Consider the following 16,585-nt stretch of genomic DNA (forward strand, 5'->3'; position numbering starts at 1 on the left):
CTTTTATTCGCCCTCGACTCGATCTTCCGCTACTGCCCACCGCCGCCATGACGCTTAAGCAACTTGAAGCCTTCTACTGGGCCGCCACCTGCAAGAACTTCGCCATTGCCGCCAACCGGCTGAATATCTCGGTGTCGTCGCTGTCCAAGCGCATCGGGGAACTGGAGGCGTCCATCGGCGCTGACCTGTTCAGCCGCAGCGCGCGCAGTGCCACGCTGACCGCCCTGGGCGAACAACTGGTGCCCCACGCCAAGGACCTGCTGCGCAACGCCGACCAGTTCATGCAGCAAGCCAGCAACAACCTGACGTATTCCGGGCGCTGCCGGTTTGGCGCGGGAGAACTCACGTCCATCACCTGGATGCCCCGGCTGATCGAGGAAATCCAGCGCGCGCATCCCAATCTGCTGGTGGAACCGTACGTGGGCGTGGGCGAACTGGTGGAGCGCGGGCTGGAAGAAGGCGATCTGGATTTTGCCGTGATCGCCGGTCCGTCGTCGCGCGCGTCCATCGCATCGCACCTGATCGGCAGCGCGGACTTCGAATGGGTGGCGTCCTCCCGCGCGGTGCCCGACCCGGCGGCGCTGACCCCCGCCGACCTGCCGGGGCTGACCTTGATCACGCAGCCGCAAAGCTCCGGCGTGATCCGCATGCTGGACGACTGGCTGACCGAACAAGGCGTATCGCCCGGCCGCACCCAATGCTGCAATAGCTGGGGCGCCATCGCCGGCATGCTGCGCCAGGGCCTGGGGCTGGGTTTCCTGCCCACCGCCTGGGCGCGTATCCTGATCCAGCGCGGCGATCTGCACCGCCTGCCGGGGCTCGCGCCCCTGCGCCCCTGCCCTACACCTTCCAGTGGCGGCGCGACGACACGCGGCCCATGCTGGAAAGCCTGCGCGTGCTGGCGCAGGACACGCTGGATTTCGAGGCACCGGCTGGAATGGTGTGAGCGGGCCAACTGTTTACTAAAAGTCGCCCTTAACTCCGAAAATTATTCGCTTTATCTCCGGTTTCGGCACGGGTAGAGTCGCCTCAAAAGACACCATGCCTATACGGAGACCACGCGCAATGCCGGATTTCGGTTCCTCTCAGCAAGACTTCCCCAAACGCCTGTGCCGGCTCGACCTGTGGCTGAACCCGGTGTTCGACCAGCTTATCGAGGCCGAGCCCGGCATCGGCTTGTCGGTGCTGCCGGCGCGTGGCGACGATGCGCGCACGTTGGCCGGCCTGAAGACCGCCCACGCTTATCACGTATCCGCCGCCCGCGATGAACTGCCCCGCCAATGGTTCGTGAACGCGGAACTGATTTCGCAATGCCCGGATCTGGTTTGCGTGTCTTCGGGTGGCGCGGGCTACGACACGGTCGACGTGCCGGCCTGCACGGCCGCCGGCATCGCCGTGGTGAACCAGGCGGGCGGCAACGCCGCGTCGGTCGCCGAACACACGTATGCGCTGCTGCTGGCGGTGCAGCGCCGCGTCGTCGAATCGCATCAACGCTTGCGCCACGACACCGGTTTTTCCCGCGAAGACCTGATGGGCCACGAGATCCATGGCACGGTGATCGGCCTGGTGGGCATCGGACAAATCGGCTCACGGGTCGCCCGCATCGCGCAAGGCTTCGGCATGCGGGTAATTGCGCATGACCCGCTGCTGGACGCCGACACCATCCGCAGCCGCGGCGCCGAACCGGTTGGGCTGGCCGAGTTGCTGGAGCAATCGGACGTGGTGTCGCTGCATTGCCCGCTGGACGCGTCCACGCGCGGCCTGATCGATGCGCGCGCCTTCGCCGCCATGAAACCGGGCGCCGTATTCATCTCGACCGCACGCGGCGGCATCCATGACGAAGCCGCCCTGTATCACGCCTTGCAGGGCGGGCACCTGCGCGGCGCCGGCCTGGACGTCTGGCAGCAAGAACCCCCTCCGCGCGATGCGCCGTTGCTGGGGCTGCCCAACGTGGTGGCCACCTTCCACACCGCGGGCGTCACCCACGAGGCCCGGCGCAACGTCGCGCGATCGTCCGCGACCCAGCTGATCGCGATGCTGCGCGGCGAGCGCCCCCCGCAATTGCTCAACCCCGAAGTCTGGCCCGTCGCCGCGGCACGCATCGCCAAATTGAAGTAACGCAGTGCCCGCAACGCCACCACGGCGTTGCCCCCCTTAAAAAACAGCGCGGCACCAAGCCGCCGACCCATCCCCCCGAGGAGACACCATGCAACACCCCAACAAGCGCCGCATGCTGCGCGCACTGGCCGCGTCGGCCGCCCTGCTGTCGGGCGCCGCCTTCTTTGGCGGCAGCGCCCAGGCCGCCGGCTACCCGGAGCGCCCCATCAACCTGATAGTGTCCTACGGTCCCGGTGGCGGCACTGACCTGGTAGCGCGCATGATGGCGCCGTTCCTGCAGAAATACCTGGGCAACGACGCCCGCATCGTGGTGCTGAACCGCCCGGGCGCAGGCGGCGCCATCGGCTTTACCGAACTCGCGCGCGCCCAGGCCGACGGCTACACCATCGGCTTCATCAACACGCCCAACCTGCTGACGATTCCCATCGAACGCAAGTCCAACTTCACCTGGCAAAGCTATGACTTGCTGGGCAATCTGATCGACGATCCCGGCGCCTTCACCGTGCGCAACGACAACGAACTGAAGACGCTCGCCGACCTGTCGGCGTACGCCAAGAAGAACCCCGGCAAGGTGACGGTGGGTACGACAGGCACGGGGTCGGACGACCATCTGGCGATGCTGCGGTTCGAACGGGCGTCAAGCACGAAGCTCAGCCACATTCCCTACAAGGGCGCCGGCGAAGTGCGCGGCGCGCTGGCGGGCGGCGAGATCATGATCGGCGCAATCAACGTCGGCGAGGCGCTGCAGTACCAGAAAGGCGGCACGCCGTTGCGTTTCCTTGGACAGATGGGCAAGACGCGCTCGGCAGCGCTGCCCGACGTGCCCACCTTCAAGGAACAGGGTTATGACTTTGAACTGGCGTCCTTGCGTGGCCTGGCCGCCCCCAAGGGACTGCCGGCGGAGGTGCGCGGCAAGCTCGTCGACGCGGTCAAGCGCACAGTGGACGACCCGGAGTTCCAGGCGAAAGCCAAAGAGATGTTCGCCCCGCTGCGCTACCTGGCCCCCGCCGACTACGCGCGTGAATTGGCGGCCGGCGAGGCGGAATTCCAGACGCTGTGGAAGGAAGCCCCCTGGCTGGACAAGTGAGCCGGGTGCGGCCAGACCGGGCCTGGGCCTGGGCCGCCAGCGCTTACTGCGCCTTGACGTCTTCGCCCGGGTAACCGTCGATATAGGCTCGGCCCGAGCAGCGCACCATGGCCACGCAAGCCGGCGCGCCCGTCTTGGCCGTGCACGTGGTGCGCGACGTCTCGCGCGCCGACACCGCATCGGTGTTCACCGCCGTGAATCGCGTGCCGCGGCCTTCGCTGCCCTTGACCCAGGCCATGCCCACGCAGCTGTCCTTGTAGGTCAGCAGCTTGCGGCAGTCCTTGCAATCTTCCCACTTCAACAGCATGGTGACGGCCTCGTCTTCGGTGGGATAGCCGTCCGCATAGAGCATGCCCCCATCGCCGTTTTCAGCCACGGCGCCCCAGTAGCCGCGGCTGTCCATCTTGGCCGACAGCGCTTCCACGTCGGCGGGCTTGGCCCGCTTCGGGGCCGCGAGGTCTTCGGCGCTATAGGCCGGTCCCGCGCACAACGGCATCGTGGTCAGCCGGCACTTGCCGTCCGGACTGCCTGCCGTGCAGCGGCGCATGGCCTTCTTGGCCGCCATTTCCGGCGACACACTGTTGCCCGGAAACAGGTCCTGGCGCGAATTGCGCGCATAGACCATGCAGCTGTCCCAGAACGTGGTCAGCACCTTGCATTCCTTGCCGCCCGCCCGCTTGCACTCGGCGATCGCCCCCATATCGGCCCACTGCTTCGTCTTTTCCGGCATCACCCAATAAATCTTGTCGTGCTTGCCGTCGGTGGCAACGCCGCCATAGACCGTATCAGCGTGCGCCGCAGGAGAGGCCAGGCCCGCCACCAAAGCAAGAGCGGCGAACGCGGCACGGATCAGGGGAAGGAATCGGGCAGACATCATCGTCGGAGTCAGGGGTCGAGTGGAGAGCGGGGACGATCTTAGCAAGAAGCTCCCCGGGTCCGTCCCCCTGTGAATATCGCCTGCCGGCATATTACGTAACAAATTTCACAGACCGCGAAGGGCTACTGGCCCCGTTTTCCGGTAAAAATGTCGAACTTTTCTGAAAGCAGACCGACAGCGGCGGGCGCATGCGCCACCAGACGGTGTCTGCGGCTCGGACAGCCCTCGGTCACGAAAAGAAACAAACGCGTTGAGCCACCTTGATCCGCCACGGAGCATCGACAGCACGCCATGAAGTCGCCCCAGCCCTCCCCGATTCGCCGCACACCGCTCTGGCAAGCAGCCAGCCTGATTGCCGCCGCCGCCAGCCTTGCCGGCTGCGCGCCGATGCCGACGGGCGGCAGTTCCGCGCTGCCCTCGTTGGGCAATGTGTTCAAGTCGGGCCTGTCCTTCTCGCCCAGCGTGAACGTGGCCAAGAACATGGAAGGCCGCTCGATCAATGACGCCATCGCGGCCCTGGGCGAACCGTCCAAGACGCGCACGGTGGGCAACACCGTCGAGCTGGAGTGGTCCGACTATCAGACCGCACCCTACACGGAATGGGTCACCACCGGCTCCAGCCAGCAGGTTGTCGGCATGATCCCCGCCACCAACACCACCGCCGCCACCCCCGTCTTCCAGACCAACACGACCGGCCACTACCAGAACCGGTCGCGTGTCTATGAATGCAAGGTGCTGATGCAGATGCAGAACAGCGTCATCGTCAGTTCCAGCGTCGACGGCAACGTGTGCCCGGAGTTCATCGCCGCACTGCGTAAATGGGCAGGTGAAAACGAGGCGAACAACTACGTCGTGAAGTAAGCGGCGGGATCAGCCCTTGGCGGCTTCCGGCAGTTTCGCGATCACCTTGATCTCGAAGTCAAAGCCGTACAGCCACGTCACGCCCACGGCGGTCAGGGTCGGATGCGGCGCCTCGCCCCAGTATTCCGGCACCACCTGCCAGATGGCTTCGAACTGGGATGCGGGATTGACCATGAAGACCGTCACGTCGACGATGTCGTCGAACGTGCTACCGGCCGCTTTCAAGATGGCGTTCAGATTGTCGAACGCCCGCCGGACCTGCGTTTGAAGGTCCGGCTCCGGCGAGCCGTCCTCGCGGCTGCCCACCTGCCCCGACACGAACAGAAAACCATTGGACCGGATCGCCGGCGAATACCGGTTGCGTTCGTAAAGCGCCTGGCGGCCCGGGGGAAAAACGACGTCGCGCGTAGTCATCAGTAAGCTCCATCAATGGGCCGGAACCGGCCCGTCATTAACCATGGCTTCACTGTAAAGACCGGGCCGGGCCCGATAAACGGGCAACGTTGTCCATCACTGTTTGTAGAATCCAAACAATCTGCACACCCCCTGGAGCCGGCATGGACCGATTCGATGCGATGCAGGCGTTCGTCCGCGTGGTGGAAGCCGGCAGCTTCACCAAGGCGGCGGAAACGCTGCACATGAGCAAGACCAGCGTCACGCAACTGGTTCAGCAACTGGAGGCGCGCCTGCGCGTCAAGCTGCTGAACCGGACCACGCGCCGGGTCGCCGTCACCGCCGACGGCGCCGCCTACTACGAACGCGTCGTCAAATTGCTGGCCGACATGGACGATGCCGAAACCGGCTTATCCGCCGCCTCGGCCGCGCCCCGTGGACGCTTGCGCGTGGACGTGCCCAGCCCGCTTGCCCGCATGATCCTGATCCCCGCCCTGCCGGCGTTCCACGCGCGATATCCCGACATCCAGCTGGACATGGGCGTCAGCGACCGCATCGTGGACGTCATCGGCGAGAACGTCGATTGTGTCGTGCGCGGCGGTGAAATCACCAACCAGTCTCTGATGGCCCGCCGGGTGGCCGACCTGCAACTGGGCGTCTATGCCGCGCCCAGCTATCTGGAACGCGCCGGCCTGCCGTCCCACCCGAAGGAATTGGAAGACACGCATCACCGGATCGTCGGCTACCTGTGGTCGCGCATCGGCCGCGCCTTTCCGTACGCCATGCACCGCGGCGACGAAAGCGTCAACGTGCACGGACGCTACGTGCTGGCGGTGGACGACGGCAATGCCTACCTGGCCGCCGGCCTGGCCGGCATGGGCGTGCTGTGGCTGCCGCAATACATGGTCCGGCCCTACCTGGCGCGCGGTGAACTGGTGCCGATTTTCGAAGACTGGCGCCTGGACCCCATGCCGCTGTACATCGCCTTCCCGCCGAACCGGCACGTCAGCGCCAAGCTGCGCCTGTTCATCGATTGGGTGGTGGAATTGATGGGGCAATATGTGCCAGCGCCTGCTGGGTCCATCACGTCGTGAGGTCCCTCACCCAGTCCGTGTGGCCTACCTAACAGAGGCTGTGAGCTAGACGCGGTGGCCGCAACTCCACCGCCGCGCCGTCCATCACCCCTTTCACGCCGATTCTCGACAGGCAATCCGAACCATGAAGATCTTTGCAGCAGCGTTGCTAAGCCTTTCGTTCCTGGTGATGGCTCCCTCCGTCGCCGAGACTGACGTGGATCAAGCGGAGCTCCTGGGGACGCTGACTGGCGGAAGTTGGCATTCCCGCGACGGGCGGGGCTCCTACCGGGTGATCTTGGAGAGCGTGGGCTTCGAGCATGTGAGCTGCCATGTCTGGATCGAGTGGCTGGCCACTACGACATCCGGAAAGAAGCAACCCGAGCAACCGCCGCGCCTTGTCGCCAGGGTGTCATACAACGAAATCTCGAGCGGCTTCTGGTCTTGCAATCCAAAGAAGGTCGGGTTGGCCGGTGCCACGCTGACCATCCACGCCAAGCACACCTATTCCGGCGAAAACCGCAAGTTTTGCGCCGTGCTGGGCGCACCGGGTGAGTACCGCGATCAGGGCTTATGCTGAGCCTGCTTCCATATCGCGCGGGTTAGTGCCTGCGGCACACCACGAACATTCCAATCTGTCTGGATATCTCGGCCCAGGAAGGGGCAGGAACGCGGCAATTACCGGGTCTTCGCGCACTGCTTCAACACGGCCCTCGACAACGGCGCTCTTACGCAGGGGAAACGCTCTAAGACGTCCTGCGGACATTGGTGAACGGCAGCTATAGGCAAGGCACAAGGACCGCTTTGGGTCGGGAGCGGCCTGTCGTCATAGACGGCTCCCGGCCAGGAGCGATCGCTGGGCGCGTGCGGTCCATTAGGGTTATTTGAACGAACTGGACCGCAGGGAGACTTAACGGGTTGCGTCATTTTCGGGTCAGTCCGGCGCCTTACTGCTGAGAGGTGAGGCTTTACTCCTTCGGCTTGGCCGCACCCTGGCCGCTATGCCCCCCCGCGCCAACGGATAGGTTGCATACCTACAAAAGGACGCTGGCCGCGCTGGCGAAATTTGAGGGATCAACGTCTTTTACGCAGAACACCAGTAGGGTGAAACTTCGACATTGCCTATGCGAAGGCTGGCGTCTACGTCAAAAAGAGAGCGATGTATGAATGATCTTTCAGGAAAGCGGGCGATCGTCACCGGTGGGGCCCGGGGGATCGGCGCGGCGATTGCGCGGGAGCTATCTGCTCGCGGCGCGGACGTCGTGATCACCTACAAGAGTGCCGTCGGGCAGGCCAACAGCCTAGCCGATGAGTTGACTGACGAGAGCCGACGTACCGTGGCCATTCAGGCCGATAGTGCCGATGCGCAAGCGGTCCGCTACTCTGTCGAAGAAGGCACCCGCCTGATGGGGGGACTAGACATACTCGTCAACAATGCGGGCATCCTGATTTCGAGCACTCTACAAACAATGGCGTTGGCTGATATCGACCGAATCCTAGCAGTCAACATCCGTGCAGCCATCGTCGCCTCGCAAACAGCGATACCACTCCTCTCGAACGGTGGGCGCATCGTGTCGATCGGATCGTGTCTCGCGGAGCGAGTAGCCATCCCGAATGTGACCGTCTATTCGATGTCGAAATCGGCTCTGCTGTCTTTTACTCGCGGACTCTCGCGCGAGCTTGCGCCGAGGGACATTACCGTAAATCTTGTTCATCCAGGTCCCACTGACACCGATATGAACCCAGCCCAGGGCCCTGATGCCGACTACCTCCGATCACAAATAGCGCTTGGGCGATTCGGAAGCCCGACTGACGTCGCGAAAGCTGTGGCCTATCTTGCGGGCCCAGACGGACGCCACATCACAGGCACCGGCCTGGTCGTTGATGGCGGAATCAACGCCTGACGAGTTCAATCTTCATCGCTCATTCCAGGATAGTGCAGATGGCACCCTGCCAGTCTCAGCAAATAGCGCGCCCCACATTGCTGCTAACCGGCGCGAGCCGTGGTATTGGGCATGCGACAGTGAAACTGTTTCACCACAGAGGGTGGCGTGTCTTGACGGTATCGCGGGCGAGCTTTGCGAGTGAATGCGCGTGGGTGGGCGGCGTGGACGACCACATTACCGCCGATCTGGCGAACCCGAGCTCGTATGAACTGATCGCGGCTGAAGTCCGCCGGCGCCTGGGTGGCGCGAAACTGGCTGCGATTATCAACAATGCCGCGATATCACCGAAACTGGCGAACGGCGGGCGCAAGGGCGTCAGCATGACGGCATATGAAGAGTGGCTTTCGCTTTTCAACGTCAATCTTTTCTCCGCAGCGATGATCGTCCGTCTACTCCTGCCGGAACTCCGCATAGCGCAAGGCGCGATCGTCAACGTGACATCGATAGCGGGTTCTCGCGTTCATCCCTTCGCAGGAGCGGCTTATGCCTGCTCTAAGGCGGCCCTCGCAGCGCTCACGCGCGAACAGGCTTTCGAGTTCGGTCCGATGGGAATCCGGGCCAATGCGATCGCGCCCGGCGAGATCGACACCTCCATCTTGTCTCCAGGCACCGAGGCCATGGTTCAGGCGAACGTGCCGATGGGCCGGCTTGGCGACCCAACAGAAATCGCAGGAGTGATGTTCTTCCTTTGTTCGAACGGAGCCTCGTATGTGAATGGCGCGGAAATCGACGTGAACGGAGGCCAGCACGTCTAATCACCTGGATGACCCGCGCCTTCCGCGGCAACAATCGCTGGGCGCCTACTGGGCATGCCAGTCCGGACGGCCGCCGGATTAAAGGATTAGCTCCACTCCCGGGTGGGCACCATAGTCAGGCAAGCGGATACGCTTCCCGGGATGCCATGCGTCGGATGCTCTGCGGCGGATGGCCAAGCACGCGAATGAATGCCCGGCGCATTCTTTCGGGATCGGTGAAACCGATTTTTTGGGCGATGATTTCGATAGGCTCCGCACCACGCTCGACGCGCTGCCTGGCCACCTCGACTCTCAGGCGCTCGACGGCCTTGGCCGGCGTCTCCCCCGTTTCGGCAAGAAAGGCGCGGCCGAACTGCCGGGGGCTCAGGCAGGCCACGGAAGCCAGGAGCTCGGTCGACAATGATTCGTGCAAGTGTTCACGTATATAAGTCAGCACATTACGAATTCTGTCCGACTCGGGCTCCATATCGGCGATGGCCGAAAATTGGGATTGCCCGCCGGGCCGGCGATGGTAGACGACCAGCATCTGGGCGACCGCGTGAGACAAGTCGGCGCCATGATCCTCTTCGATCATTGCCAACGCCATGTCGATGCCAGTCGTGACGCCGGCTGACGTCCAGATGCCACCTTCTCGGGTGAAGATCCGATCGCCATCCACTTTCACCCGGGGGTACTCCCGTTGCAGACGGGCGGCGTATTTCCAGTGTGTCGTCGCGCACCGGCCGTCCAAGAGGCCGCTCGCAGCCAGAATGAAGGCCCCAGTGCATACGCTTGCTATGCGGCGAGCGCCCTTGGCGACGACGTGGTTCAAGTAGTCGCAGGTTTCCGGCAATGCGTCATCGGGGTAGGCGCCAAGGCCGGCTCCCGCCACGATCACTGTGTCGTAGGCGGAAAACCCGGCCTTCCCCGTGGTGACTTCCAGGCCCGCCGAACTTTGAACGGGTCCTCCAGCCAGCGATATGACCTGGCATCCGTAAGCGTCGTCGCCCAGGAGCCTGCTGGCCACCTCGAACGCCGCCAGCGGCCCGGTCACGTCCTGGATCTGAAAGTCGCGGAATACGAGGAAAGCGACGTCCCGCGAAGCGGGACTCGCGCTTGAGGATGTTGGGTTCATAACACTCTTGCACAACGCTCGGAAGCAGGCTCCACCGCATCCTGGCTACCGGCCGGTGCGTGGACGAAATCTGATGGTACACACCCAGCATGGTGGCGGGTAAGACATATATACCTCAAAAACCGCCACGCCGGCACGACAAGGCACAGTCTGCCAGACGTAAGCGCGCCATGGCTCTAAAGGAGGGAACTTAGTCCTTTTGCCATTGGCTCCCCGGCCGGAGAATCTGCACACGTTGAAAGCCTGGGATAACCCGGATTCACATCGCTCGACGCGACTCCCACATCCGCCGGGCGGATTGTCTCGGGCCAACGAAAGCGTCTGTGCCAACGGATAGGCCGTAAAAGCGTGGCCGACGTACGCATGGCGCATTCGAGTCTTCTTACATAGCGATATCCAACATGAAGCATAGAGAGTCCAACCCTGCGTGGAGTGCAGCCGCATGACCCGTCCACGCCTTCCCTCCCGCACGGGAGCAAAACCGACCTTCCTGCGCGTGGCCCTGCTGGCCGTGGGGCTCACCACCGCAACGGCATGCGCCTTGTTTCTACTGCCCGGCAAGAAGTCGTTGTCGGCCGGTACCTTCGAGCCTCCCACGGTTTCCGTCGCATTGCCGATGCAGCGCACCGTTATCGAATGGGACGACTATGTCGGCCGTTTCGAAGCGAGCCGCCGCGTGGAAGTCCTTCCCAGGGTGTCGGGCCAAATCGTAGGGGTGCATTTCAAGGACGGCGAAATCGTCCAGCAGGGCCAATTGCTTTTCTCCATCGACCCGCGCCCCTACCAGGCCGCCTACGCCGAGGCGCAAGCCGGCCTCGCGAGCGCGAACAGCGAGCTCGCGCTGGCACGCGCCGACCTCGCGCGAGCGCATCGACTGGCGGGCGACAGCGCGATTTCAAAGAGCGACATCGATCAGTTGCAGGCGCGTGTGCGGACGGGAACGGCAAACGTCGCCGGCGCTCAAGCCCGCGTCGCGCTGAAGTCACTTGAGCTGGAATTCACCCAGGTACGCTCGCCCATTACGGGCAGAGTCTCTGACCGACGCGTCGACCCGGGCAACCTGGTCATGAGCGGAGAGGCCGGTAGCGGCACCCGCCTGACCACCATCAACGCGCTGGATCCGATCTATTTCACATTCGACGCGTCGGAAGCCTTGTACCTCAAAGCGATGCGCGCACAGGAACCAAGCGCAGCCCAAACCCAGGTCGAGATACGTCTTCAGGATGAGCCTGACTACGCCTGGCGCGGAAAGCTCGACTTCACGGATAACGGGATCGACCCCCGCTCGGGGACCATACGGATGCGTGCCGTGATCGAGAATCCGAGATTGTTCTTGACACCGGGATTGTTCGGAAACATGAGGCTAGCAAGCGGATCCGGCACGCCTGCCTTGCTGATCCCCGATTCCGCGGTCCAGATGGACCAGACGCGCAAGACGGTTCTTACCGTTTCCGCCGAAGGCACCGTGCTCGTCAGGGCCATCGAACTCGGCCCGCTCATTGATGGGCTCAGGATCGTACGTGGCGGCCTGGCCGCCGACGACCGAGTGATCGTCGCCGGGCAACAACACGCCATTCCAGGCGCAAAAGTACAAACGAAGCCGGAACCGGCGGCCTCCCAAAGCGGGATGGGGAACTCGACCCCTCTCATTTCCGGCAGCAAGCCCGCGTCCGCGTCGTAACGATGCGCTGGCGGCTGTCCTAAAGGAAAAATCTCATGCGCCTGTCGCGCTTCTTCATTACGCGCCCGATATTCGCCGCGGTGCTAGCGATCGTCATCACGATTGTGGGTGCGATCTCCTATTTTGCACTTCCCGTTGCGCAGTATCCGGACATCATCCCTCCCACCGTGGTCGTTTCCGCGACCTACCCTGGCGCGTCGGCGGAAACCGTCGCGGAAACCGTTGCCGCTCCTATCGAGCAGGAAATCAATGGCGTAGAGAACATGCTCTACCAGTCCAGCCAGTCCACGGCGGACGGGAAGGTGTCCATATCGATTACGTTCAAGGTCGGGACCGATCTCGACGCGGCCCAGATGCTCGTTCAGAACCGGGTGGCAGCGGCCGTGCCTCGCCTGCCGCAAGAGGTTCAGCGCCTGGGCGTCACCACCCGCAAGACTTCGCCCAGTGCCCTGATGGCGATCAACCTGGTTTCTCCAGATGGCTCGCGGGATCAAACCTATCTTTCAAACTATGCCCTGACGCAGTTGCGCGACAAGCTGAGCCGTATCGACGGAGTCGGCGAGGCTCGAATTTTCGGCAGCCGTGAAGTGGCCATGCGCGTCTGGATTGACCCACGGCGCGCCGCCGCGCGTGAGCTGACGGCCGGCGAGATCGTCGCCGCCATCCGTGCTCAAAATGTGCAGGTTGCCTCGGGAGCCCTAGGCCAACCGCCCACCCCGAGTGCCGACGCCTTCCAGCTAAACGTTCGGACACAGGGCCGGTTGAGCGAGCCCGAGCAGTTCGCCGACATCGTCATCCGCACGGATCCCGCTGGCCGGCAGACTCGCGTTCGCGACGTCGCCCGCGTGGAGCTGGGTGCCGACGACTACGGAACCAATGCCTATTTGTCAGGCAAGCCATCCATCATGATCGGCATATTTCAACGGCCCGGGACCAACGCGCTTGAAACCGGCATCACTCTCGAACGCGAGATGCAGGCAGCGGCCAAGGCATTTCCGCCAGGGCTTGAGTACCGGATTATGTGGAACTCAACGCGTTTCATCGCGCAGTCTACCGAAGCCGTCCGGGATACGCTTTTCGAAGCCGCGGCACTCGTTGTGCTCGTCATCTTCATCTTCCTGCAGAACTGGCGCGCCGCCATCATCCCCGTCGTGGCGATTCCCATCTCGCTGGTCGGCACCTTCGCCTTGCTGGCGATGTTTGGCTACAGTCTGAACAGCTTGTCGCTGTTCGGGCTGGTCCTCGCCATCGGCATAGTGGTGGACGATGCCATCGTCGTGGTTGAAAACGTGGAAAGAAACCTCGCTCAGGGCCTGAACCCGCTAGAAGCGGCTCGCATCTCGATGGACGAGGTTTCGGCGGCGCTGGTGGCCATAGTGCTCGTGCTTTGCGCGGTGTTCATTCCCACGTTCTTTCTGACCGGCCTTTCTGGGGCATTCTATAAGCAGTTTGCGCTCACCATTTCCGGCGCTACCGTCATTTCGCTCGTCTTGTCGCTAACGCTCTCGCCCGCCTTGGCGACGGTACTTCTGCGGGCGCACACGAAGGAGAAAAGTCGGCATCAGATCATCCGGCGTATGCAGTTTGCCGGCGACAGGTTCAACGAACGATTCGACCGGTTCAGCGCTAGCTACGGCCGATTGACGCAATGGCTCGTGGTGCGCCCGAAGCGTGTCTTGATCAGCTACTGCGGACTTGTGCTGGCGACCATAGGCATTTTCTGGGTAACGCCCACCGGCTTCGTACCCTCGCAAGACCAGAGCTATCTAATATCGATCACTCAACTTCCACCGGGAGCCTCGCTGGCGCGTACCGATGCCGTGGTGCAAGAGGTGTCCAAGCGCTTGTTGAAGATCGATGGGGTCCGAGGCACGATCATGCTGCCCGGCTACGACGCCGCGTCGAACACGAATTCCCCGAACACCGCCACCGCCTTCATCCCGCTCAAGCCATTTGAACAGCGGTCCCGCCCCGCCAGCGACATCCTCGATGAAGCACGCAAGGCCGTCTCGGACATCGATCAAGCACGGGTTCTCATCATTCCTCCTCCGCTGATCGACGGCATCGGTTCGGCGGGCGGCTACCGGATGATGGTGCAGGATCGCGGCGGCCACGGTTACAAACCGCTGGGGACGATTTCCGATCAACTCATGGCCAAGGCGAACGGCACCGAAGGTTTATCGCAGGTCTATTCATTCTTCAACACATCAACCCCCCGCATCTTCGCCGACATCGACCGGCGCAAAGCCGAGGTGCTGGGCGTCCCGCCAGATCGCGTCTTCGAAGCGCTGCAGGTCTATCTCGGCTCGGCCTATGTGAACGACTTCAACCTACTAGGGCGCACGTTCCGGGTGGTTGCCCAGGCCGAGCAAGGCCAGCGCAACAGCGAATCCGACATTGCCAATCTTAAGACACGCTCCGATAGCGGCGCCATGGTGCCCATCGGCTCGGTCGCCACGTTCAAGAGCGAAACGGGGCCGTTTAGGGTCGTGCGCTACAACCTGTTCCCCGCGGTCGAGGTCGACGGAGACACGGCGCCGGGCTCTTCCACGGGCCAGTCGCTAGCCACGATGGAAAAGCTCGCCGACCAGATGTTGCCCCCGGGATACGGCTACGAATGGACGGGCATCGCGTTCCAGCAGAAGATCGCGGGCAACACGGCCGGCCTCGTCTTCGCGCTGGCGGTGGTGTTTGTGTTCCTGGTGCTGGCGGCGCAATACGAAAGCCTCACTTTGCCCCTGGCCATCATCCTCATCGTCCCCATGTGCCTCTTCGCGGCCATGGTCGGCGTGAATCTTCGCGGAATGGACAACAACGTCCTGACGCAGATCGGCCTCGTGGTGCTGATCGCCCTTGCCGCGAAGAACGCGATCCTGGTGGTCGAGTTCGCGAAACAGGCGGAAGAGGAAGACGGCTTGATGCCGGCCGCCGCGGCGGTGCGCGCCGCGCAGACCCGCCTGCGCCCAATCCTGATGACGAGTTTCGCCTTCATTCTTGGCGCTGTGCCGATGCTCCTAGCCTCGGGCGCGGGCGCCGAGTTGAGGCAGGCCCTGGGCACCTCCGTTTTCTTCGGCATGGTCGGCGTCACCGTCTTCGGCCTGCTCTATACCCCGACGTTCTACGTCGTTTGCCGCAAGCTCGGAGATCGGCTGTCCCGGCAGGCCGGCGCCCGCTCGCTGGCATCGCGGCACGAACAATCAGGAAGCATCAAGTGATTCGATTGCACACCCTATCGATGCTGGTTGCGCCGCTGCTCTTGAGCGCGTGCGCGATCGGCCCGGACTATGAGACACCGCCGTTCCCGGCTTCCGCGGCGGGGCCTTTCCTGACCCAAAGCGATGCGACCGCGCCCGACGCCACGCCCGTTTCCGCCGACTGGTGGAAGCTCTACCAGGACCCGGTGCTGGACAGGCTGGTACAAGATGCGCTCGCCTCGAATACCGACCTGCGCGTGGCGATCGCTCGGCTCGCCCGCGCGCGCGCCCAACTTCGCCAAACGTCCGCCGATCGGCTGCCCAGCACTGAGATCGCCGCAGGCGTGAACCGCCAGCGGCAATCCACCATCCAGGCCTCGCCCGGCGTCGATCGCGAGAATACCGTTGTCGATGCGGGCCTGTCCGTCGCGTACGAGGTAGACCTTTTCGGCCGCGTACAGCGGAACATCGAAGCCTCGCGGGGCGACTACCAAGCGGCACAGGCCGAGCTGGACGCCGTGCGGGTATCGACCGTGGCGGAGACCACCCGCGCCTATCTGGGAGCCGCCAGCGCCGCGCACCGCCTGGCCGTGGCGCGGCAGATCGTCGAGTTGCTGGACCGCTCGGTCGGCGTGACGAGCAGCAGGGAGGACGCCGGCCTGACAACTTCGCTCGACACCGCGCGTATCGCGGCGCTTCGGGAGCAGCGACGATCCGACATTCCCAGGATCGTTGCCGAGCGCCAGGCCGAGCTGTTCCGGCTCTCCCTGCTCACCGGCCGAGCGCCCAAGGACCTCCCCTCTGAGGCCAGCGCCCTCGCGGCACCGCCCACGATCCTGCAGCCCATCCCTATCGGCGACGGGATGGCCCTCCTCACCCGGCGTCCGGACGTCCGCGCTGCAGAACGACGACTGGCGGCGGAAACGGCCAGGATAGGCGTGGTGACGGCGGATCTGTATCCGCGCGTCTCCATCGGCGCGTCGGTCGGCTCTACCGGGTTACGCCTAGACGACTTCTTCGGAAGTGGCCCGCTACGCTGGCTGGCTGGATCGCTCCTCTCCTGGTCGTTTCCGAATCAGGAAGCGATCCGCGCCCGCATCGACGGCGCGACCGCCGACGCCCAGGCCGCGCTGGCGGCGTTTGATGGGACGATATTGCAGGCCTTGAGCGAAACGGAAACTGCGCTCTCGAACTACGCCCAAAGCCTGGACCGGCGCTGGTCGTTGGCCGCGGCCAGGGACCAAGCGGAGAACGTGGCGCGCATCGTTCGGGCACAAGCGCGGGAGGGGCGCGCCGACAGTCTGGCTCTGCTCGACGCCGAGCGCACCTATGCTGACGCGCAGGCACAGCTTGCCGAAAGCGAAGCGCGGGTCGTGAATGCTCAAGTGGACCTGTTCAAGGCGCTCGGCGGTGGCTGGGAGTCGGCCCGCGCTGACCGCGTGGTTGCCAAGTAGTTCCCCGTCTTCTGGATGGGCTCAAGGCGGAT

General features: G+C 63.7%; 14 protein-coding genes. 11 read left to right on the forward strand and 3 right to left on the reverse strand.

Going from position 1 to position 16,585, the window contains the following annotated elements; all coding sequences use genetic code 11:
- The first annotated feature begins 47 nt into the window (after window positions 1-47).
- From CEY09_RS07350 to CEY09_RS07360, 3 genes are all read left to right on the forward strand, one after another.
- Window positions 48-1,022 (forward strand): LysR family transcriptional regulator, encoded by a 975-nt coding sequence (locus CEY09_RS07350; RefSeq protein WP_234818243.1) that lies wholly within the window; start codon window positions 48-50, stop codon window positions 1,020-1,022.
- 43 nt (window positions 1,023-1,065) lie between these two features.
- Window positions 1,066-2,118 carry a hydroxyacid dehydrogenase gene (locus CEY09_RS07355; RefSeq protein WP_088588125.1) on the forward strand — a complete coding sequence of 351 codons (1,053 nt, stop codon included), beginning with the start codon at window positions 1,066-1,068 and terminating at the stop codon, window positions 2,116-2,118.
- A gap of 88 nt (window positions 2,119-2,206) precedes the next feature.
- Window positions 2,207-3,205: a tripartite tricarboxylate transporter substrate binding protein gene (locus CEY09_RS07360; RefSeq protein WP_088588126.1), complete on the forward strand. Its 999-nt coding sequence runs from the start codon at window positions 2,207-2,209 to the stop codon at window positions 3,203-3,205.
- 43 nt (window positions 3,206-3,248) lie between these two features.
- Here the strand turns inward: CEY09_RS07360 and CEY09_RS07365 are convergent, their stop codons facing one another.
- A complete protein-coding gene (locus tag CEY09_RS07365; protein ID WP_088588127.1) occupies window positions 3,249-4,082 on the reverse strand; it encodes a DUF4189 domain-containing protein in 834 nt (277 codons plus the stop codon).
- A gap of 291 nt (window positions 4,083-4,373) precedes the next feature.
- Between CEY09_RS07365 and CEY09_RS07370 the strand changes: the two genes are divergently transcribed.
- Window positions 4,374-4,943 (forward strand): hypothetical protein, encoded by a 570-nt coding sequence (locus CEY09_RS07370; RefSeq protein WP_088588128.1) that lies wholly within the window; start codon window positions 4,374-4,376, stop codon window positions 4,941-4,943.
- Window positions 4,944-4,952: 9 nt separating this feature from the next.
- Here CEY09_RS07370 and CEY09_RS07375 read toward each other — a convergent pair whose 3' ends face one another.
- Window positions 4,953-5,357, reverse strand: a complete 405-nt coding sequence (locus CEY09_RS07375) for a RidA family protein (RefSeq protein ID WP_088588129.1) — start codon at window positions 5,355-5,357, stop codon at window positions 4,953-4,955.
- A 143-nt stretch (window positions 5,358-5,500) separates the two neighbouring features.
- On the opposite strand from CEY09_RS07375, the gene CEY09_RS07380 reads away from it, so the two are divergent.
- The 4 genes from CEY09_RS07380 (at window position 5,501) to CEY09_RS07395 (ending at window position 9,110) form a co-directional block, all read left to right on the forward strand.
- Entirely contained in the window at window positions 5,501-6,430 is a 930-nt protein-coding gene (locus CEY09_RS07380; protein ID WP_006223097.1) for a LysR family transcriptional regulator, read from the forward strand.
- A 124-nt stretch (window positions 6,431-6,554) separates the two neighbouring features.
- Window positions 6,555-6,989, forward strand: a complete 435-nt coding sequence (locus tag CEY09_RS07385; RefSeq protein WP_088588130.1) for a hypothetical protein — start codon at window positions 6,555-6,557, stop codon at window positions 6,987-6,989.
- Window positions 6,990-7,572: 583 nt separating this feature from the next.
- Window positions 7,573-8,313, forward strand: coding sequence for an SDR family NAD(P)-dependent oxidoreductase (locus tag CEY09_RS07390; protein ID WP_088588131.1), 741 nt, complete (start codon window positions 7,573-7,575; stop codon window positions 8,311-8,313).
- A 38-nt stretch (window positions 8,314-8,351) separates the two neighbouring features.
- On the forward strand, window positions 8,352-9,110 hold the full coding sequence (locus CEY09_RS07395) for an SDR family NAD(P)-dependent oxidoreductase (RefSeq protein WP_208625053.1): 759 nt from the start codon (window positions 8,352-8,354) through the stop codon (window positions 9,108-9,110).
- A gap of 115 nt (window positions 9,111-9,225) precedes the next feature.
- On the opposite strand, the gene CEY09_RS07400 is transcribed toward CEY09_RS07395, so the two are convergent.
- Window positions 9,226-10,224, reverse strand: a complete 999-nt coding sequence (locus CEY09_RS07400; RefSeq protein WP_088588132.1) for a GlxA family transcriptional regulator — start codon at window positions 10,222-10,224, stop codon at window positions 9,226-9,228.
- Window positions 10,225-10,666: 442 nt separating this feature from the next.
- On the opposite strand from CEY09_RS07400, the gene CEY09_RS07405 reads away from it, so the two are divergent.
- From CEY09_RS07405 to CEY09_RS07415, 3 genes are read left to right on the forward strand one after another with little or no spacing between them, the layout of a single operon-like run.
- Complete coding sequence (locus tag CEY09_RS07405; RefSeq protein WP_088588133.1) at window positions 10,667-11,905, forward strand: efflux RND transporter periplasmic adaptor subunit; 1,239 nt, start codon at window positions 10,667-10,669, stop codon at window positions 11,903-11,905.
- Window positions 11,906-11,940: 35 nt separating this feature from the next.
- The gene (locus CEY09_RS07410; RefSeq protein WP_088588134.1) at window positions 11,941-15,120 is read left to right on the forward strand and encodes an efflux RND transporter permease subunit; all 3,180 of its coding nucleotides are present in this window, start codon (window positions 11,941-11,943) and stop codon (window positions 15,118-15,120) included.
- The gene (locus CEY09_RS07415; protein WP_088588135.1) at window positions 15,117-16,553 is read left to right on the forward strand and encodes an efflux transporter outer membrane subunit; all 1,437 of its coding nucleotides are present in this window, start codon (window positions 15,117-15,119) and stop codon (window positions 16,551-16,553) included. Before CEY09_RS07410 ends, CEY09_RS07415 begins: the two co-directional genes overlap by 4 nt.
- Window positions 16,554-16,585 lie beyond the last annotated feature (32 nt).

Origin of the sequence: Achromobacter marplatensis (genome assembly GCF_002209535.1) — a bacterium.
Taxonomy (GTDB): domain Bacteria; phylum Pseudomonadota; class Gammaproteobacteria; order Burkholderiales; family Burkholderiaceae_B; genus Achromobacter; species Achromobacter marplatensis.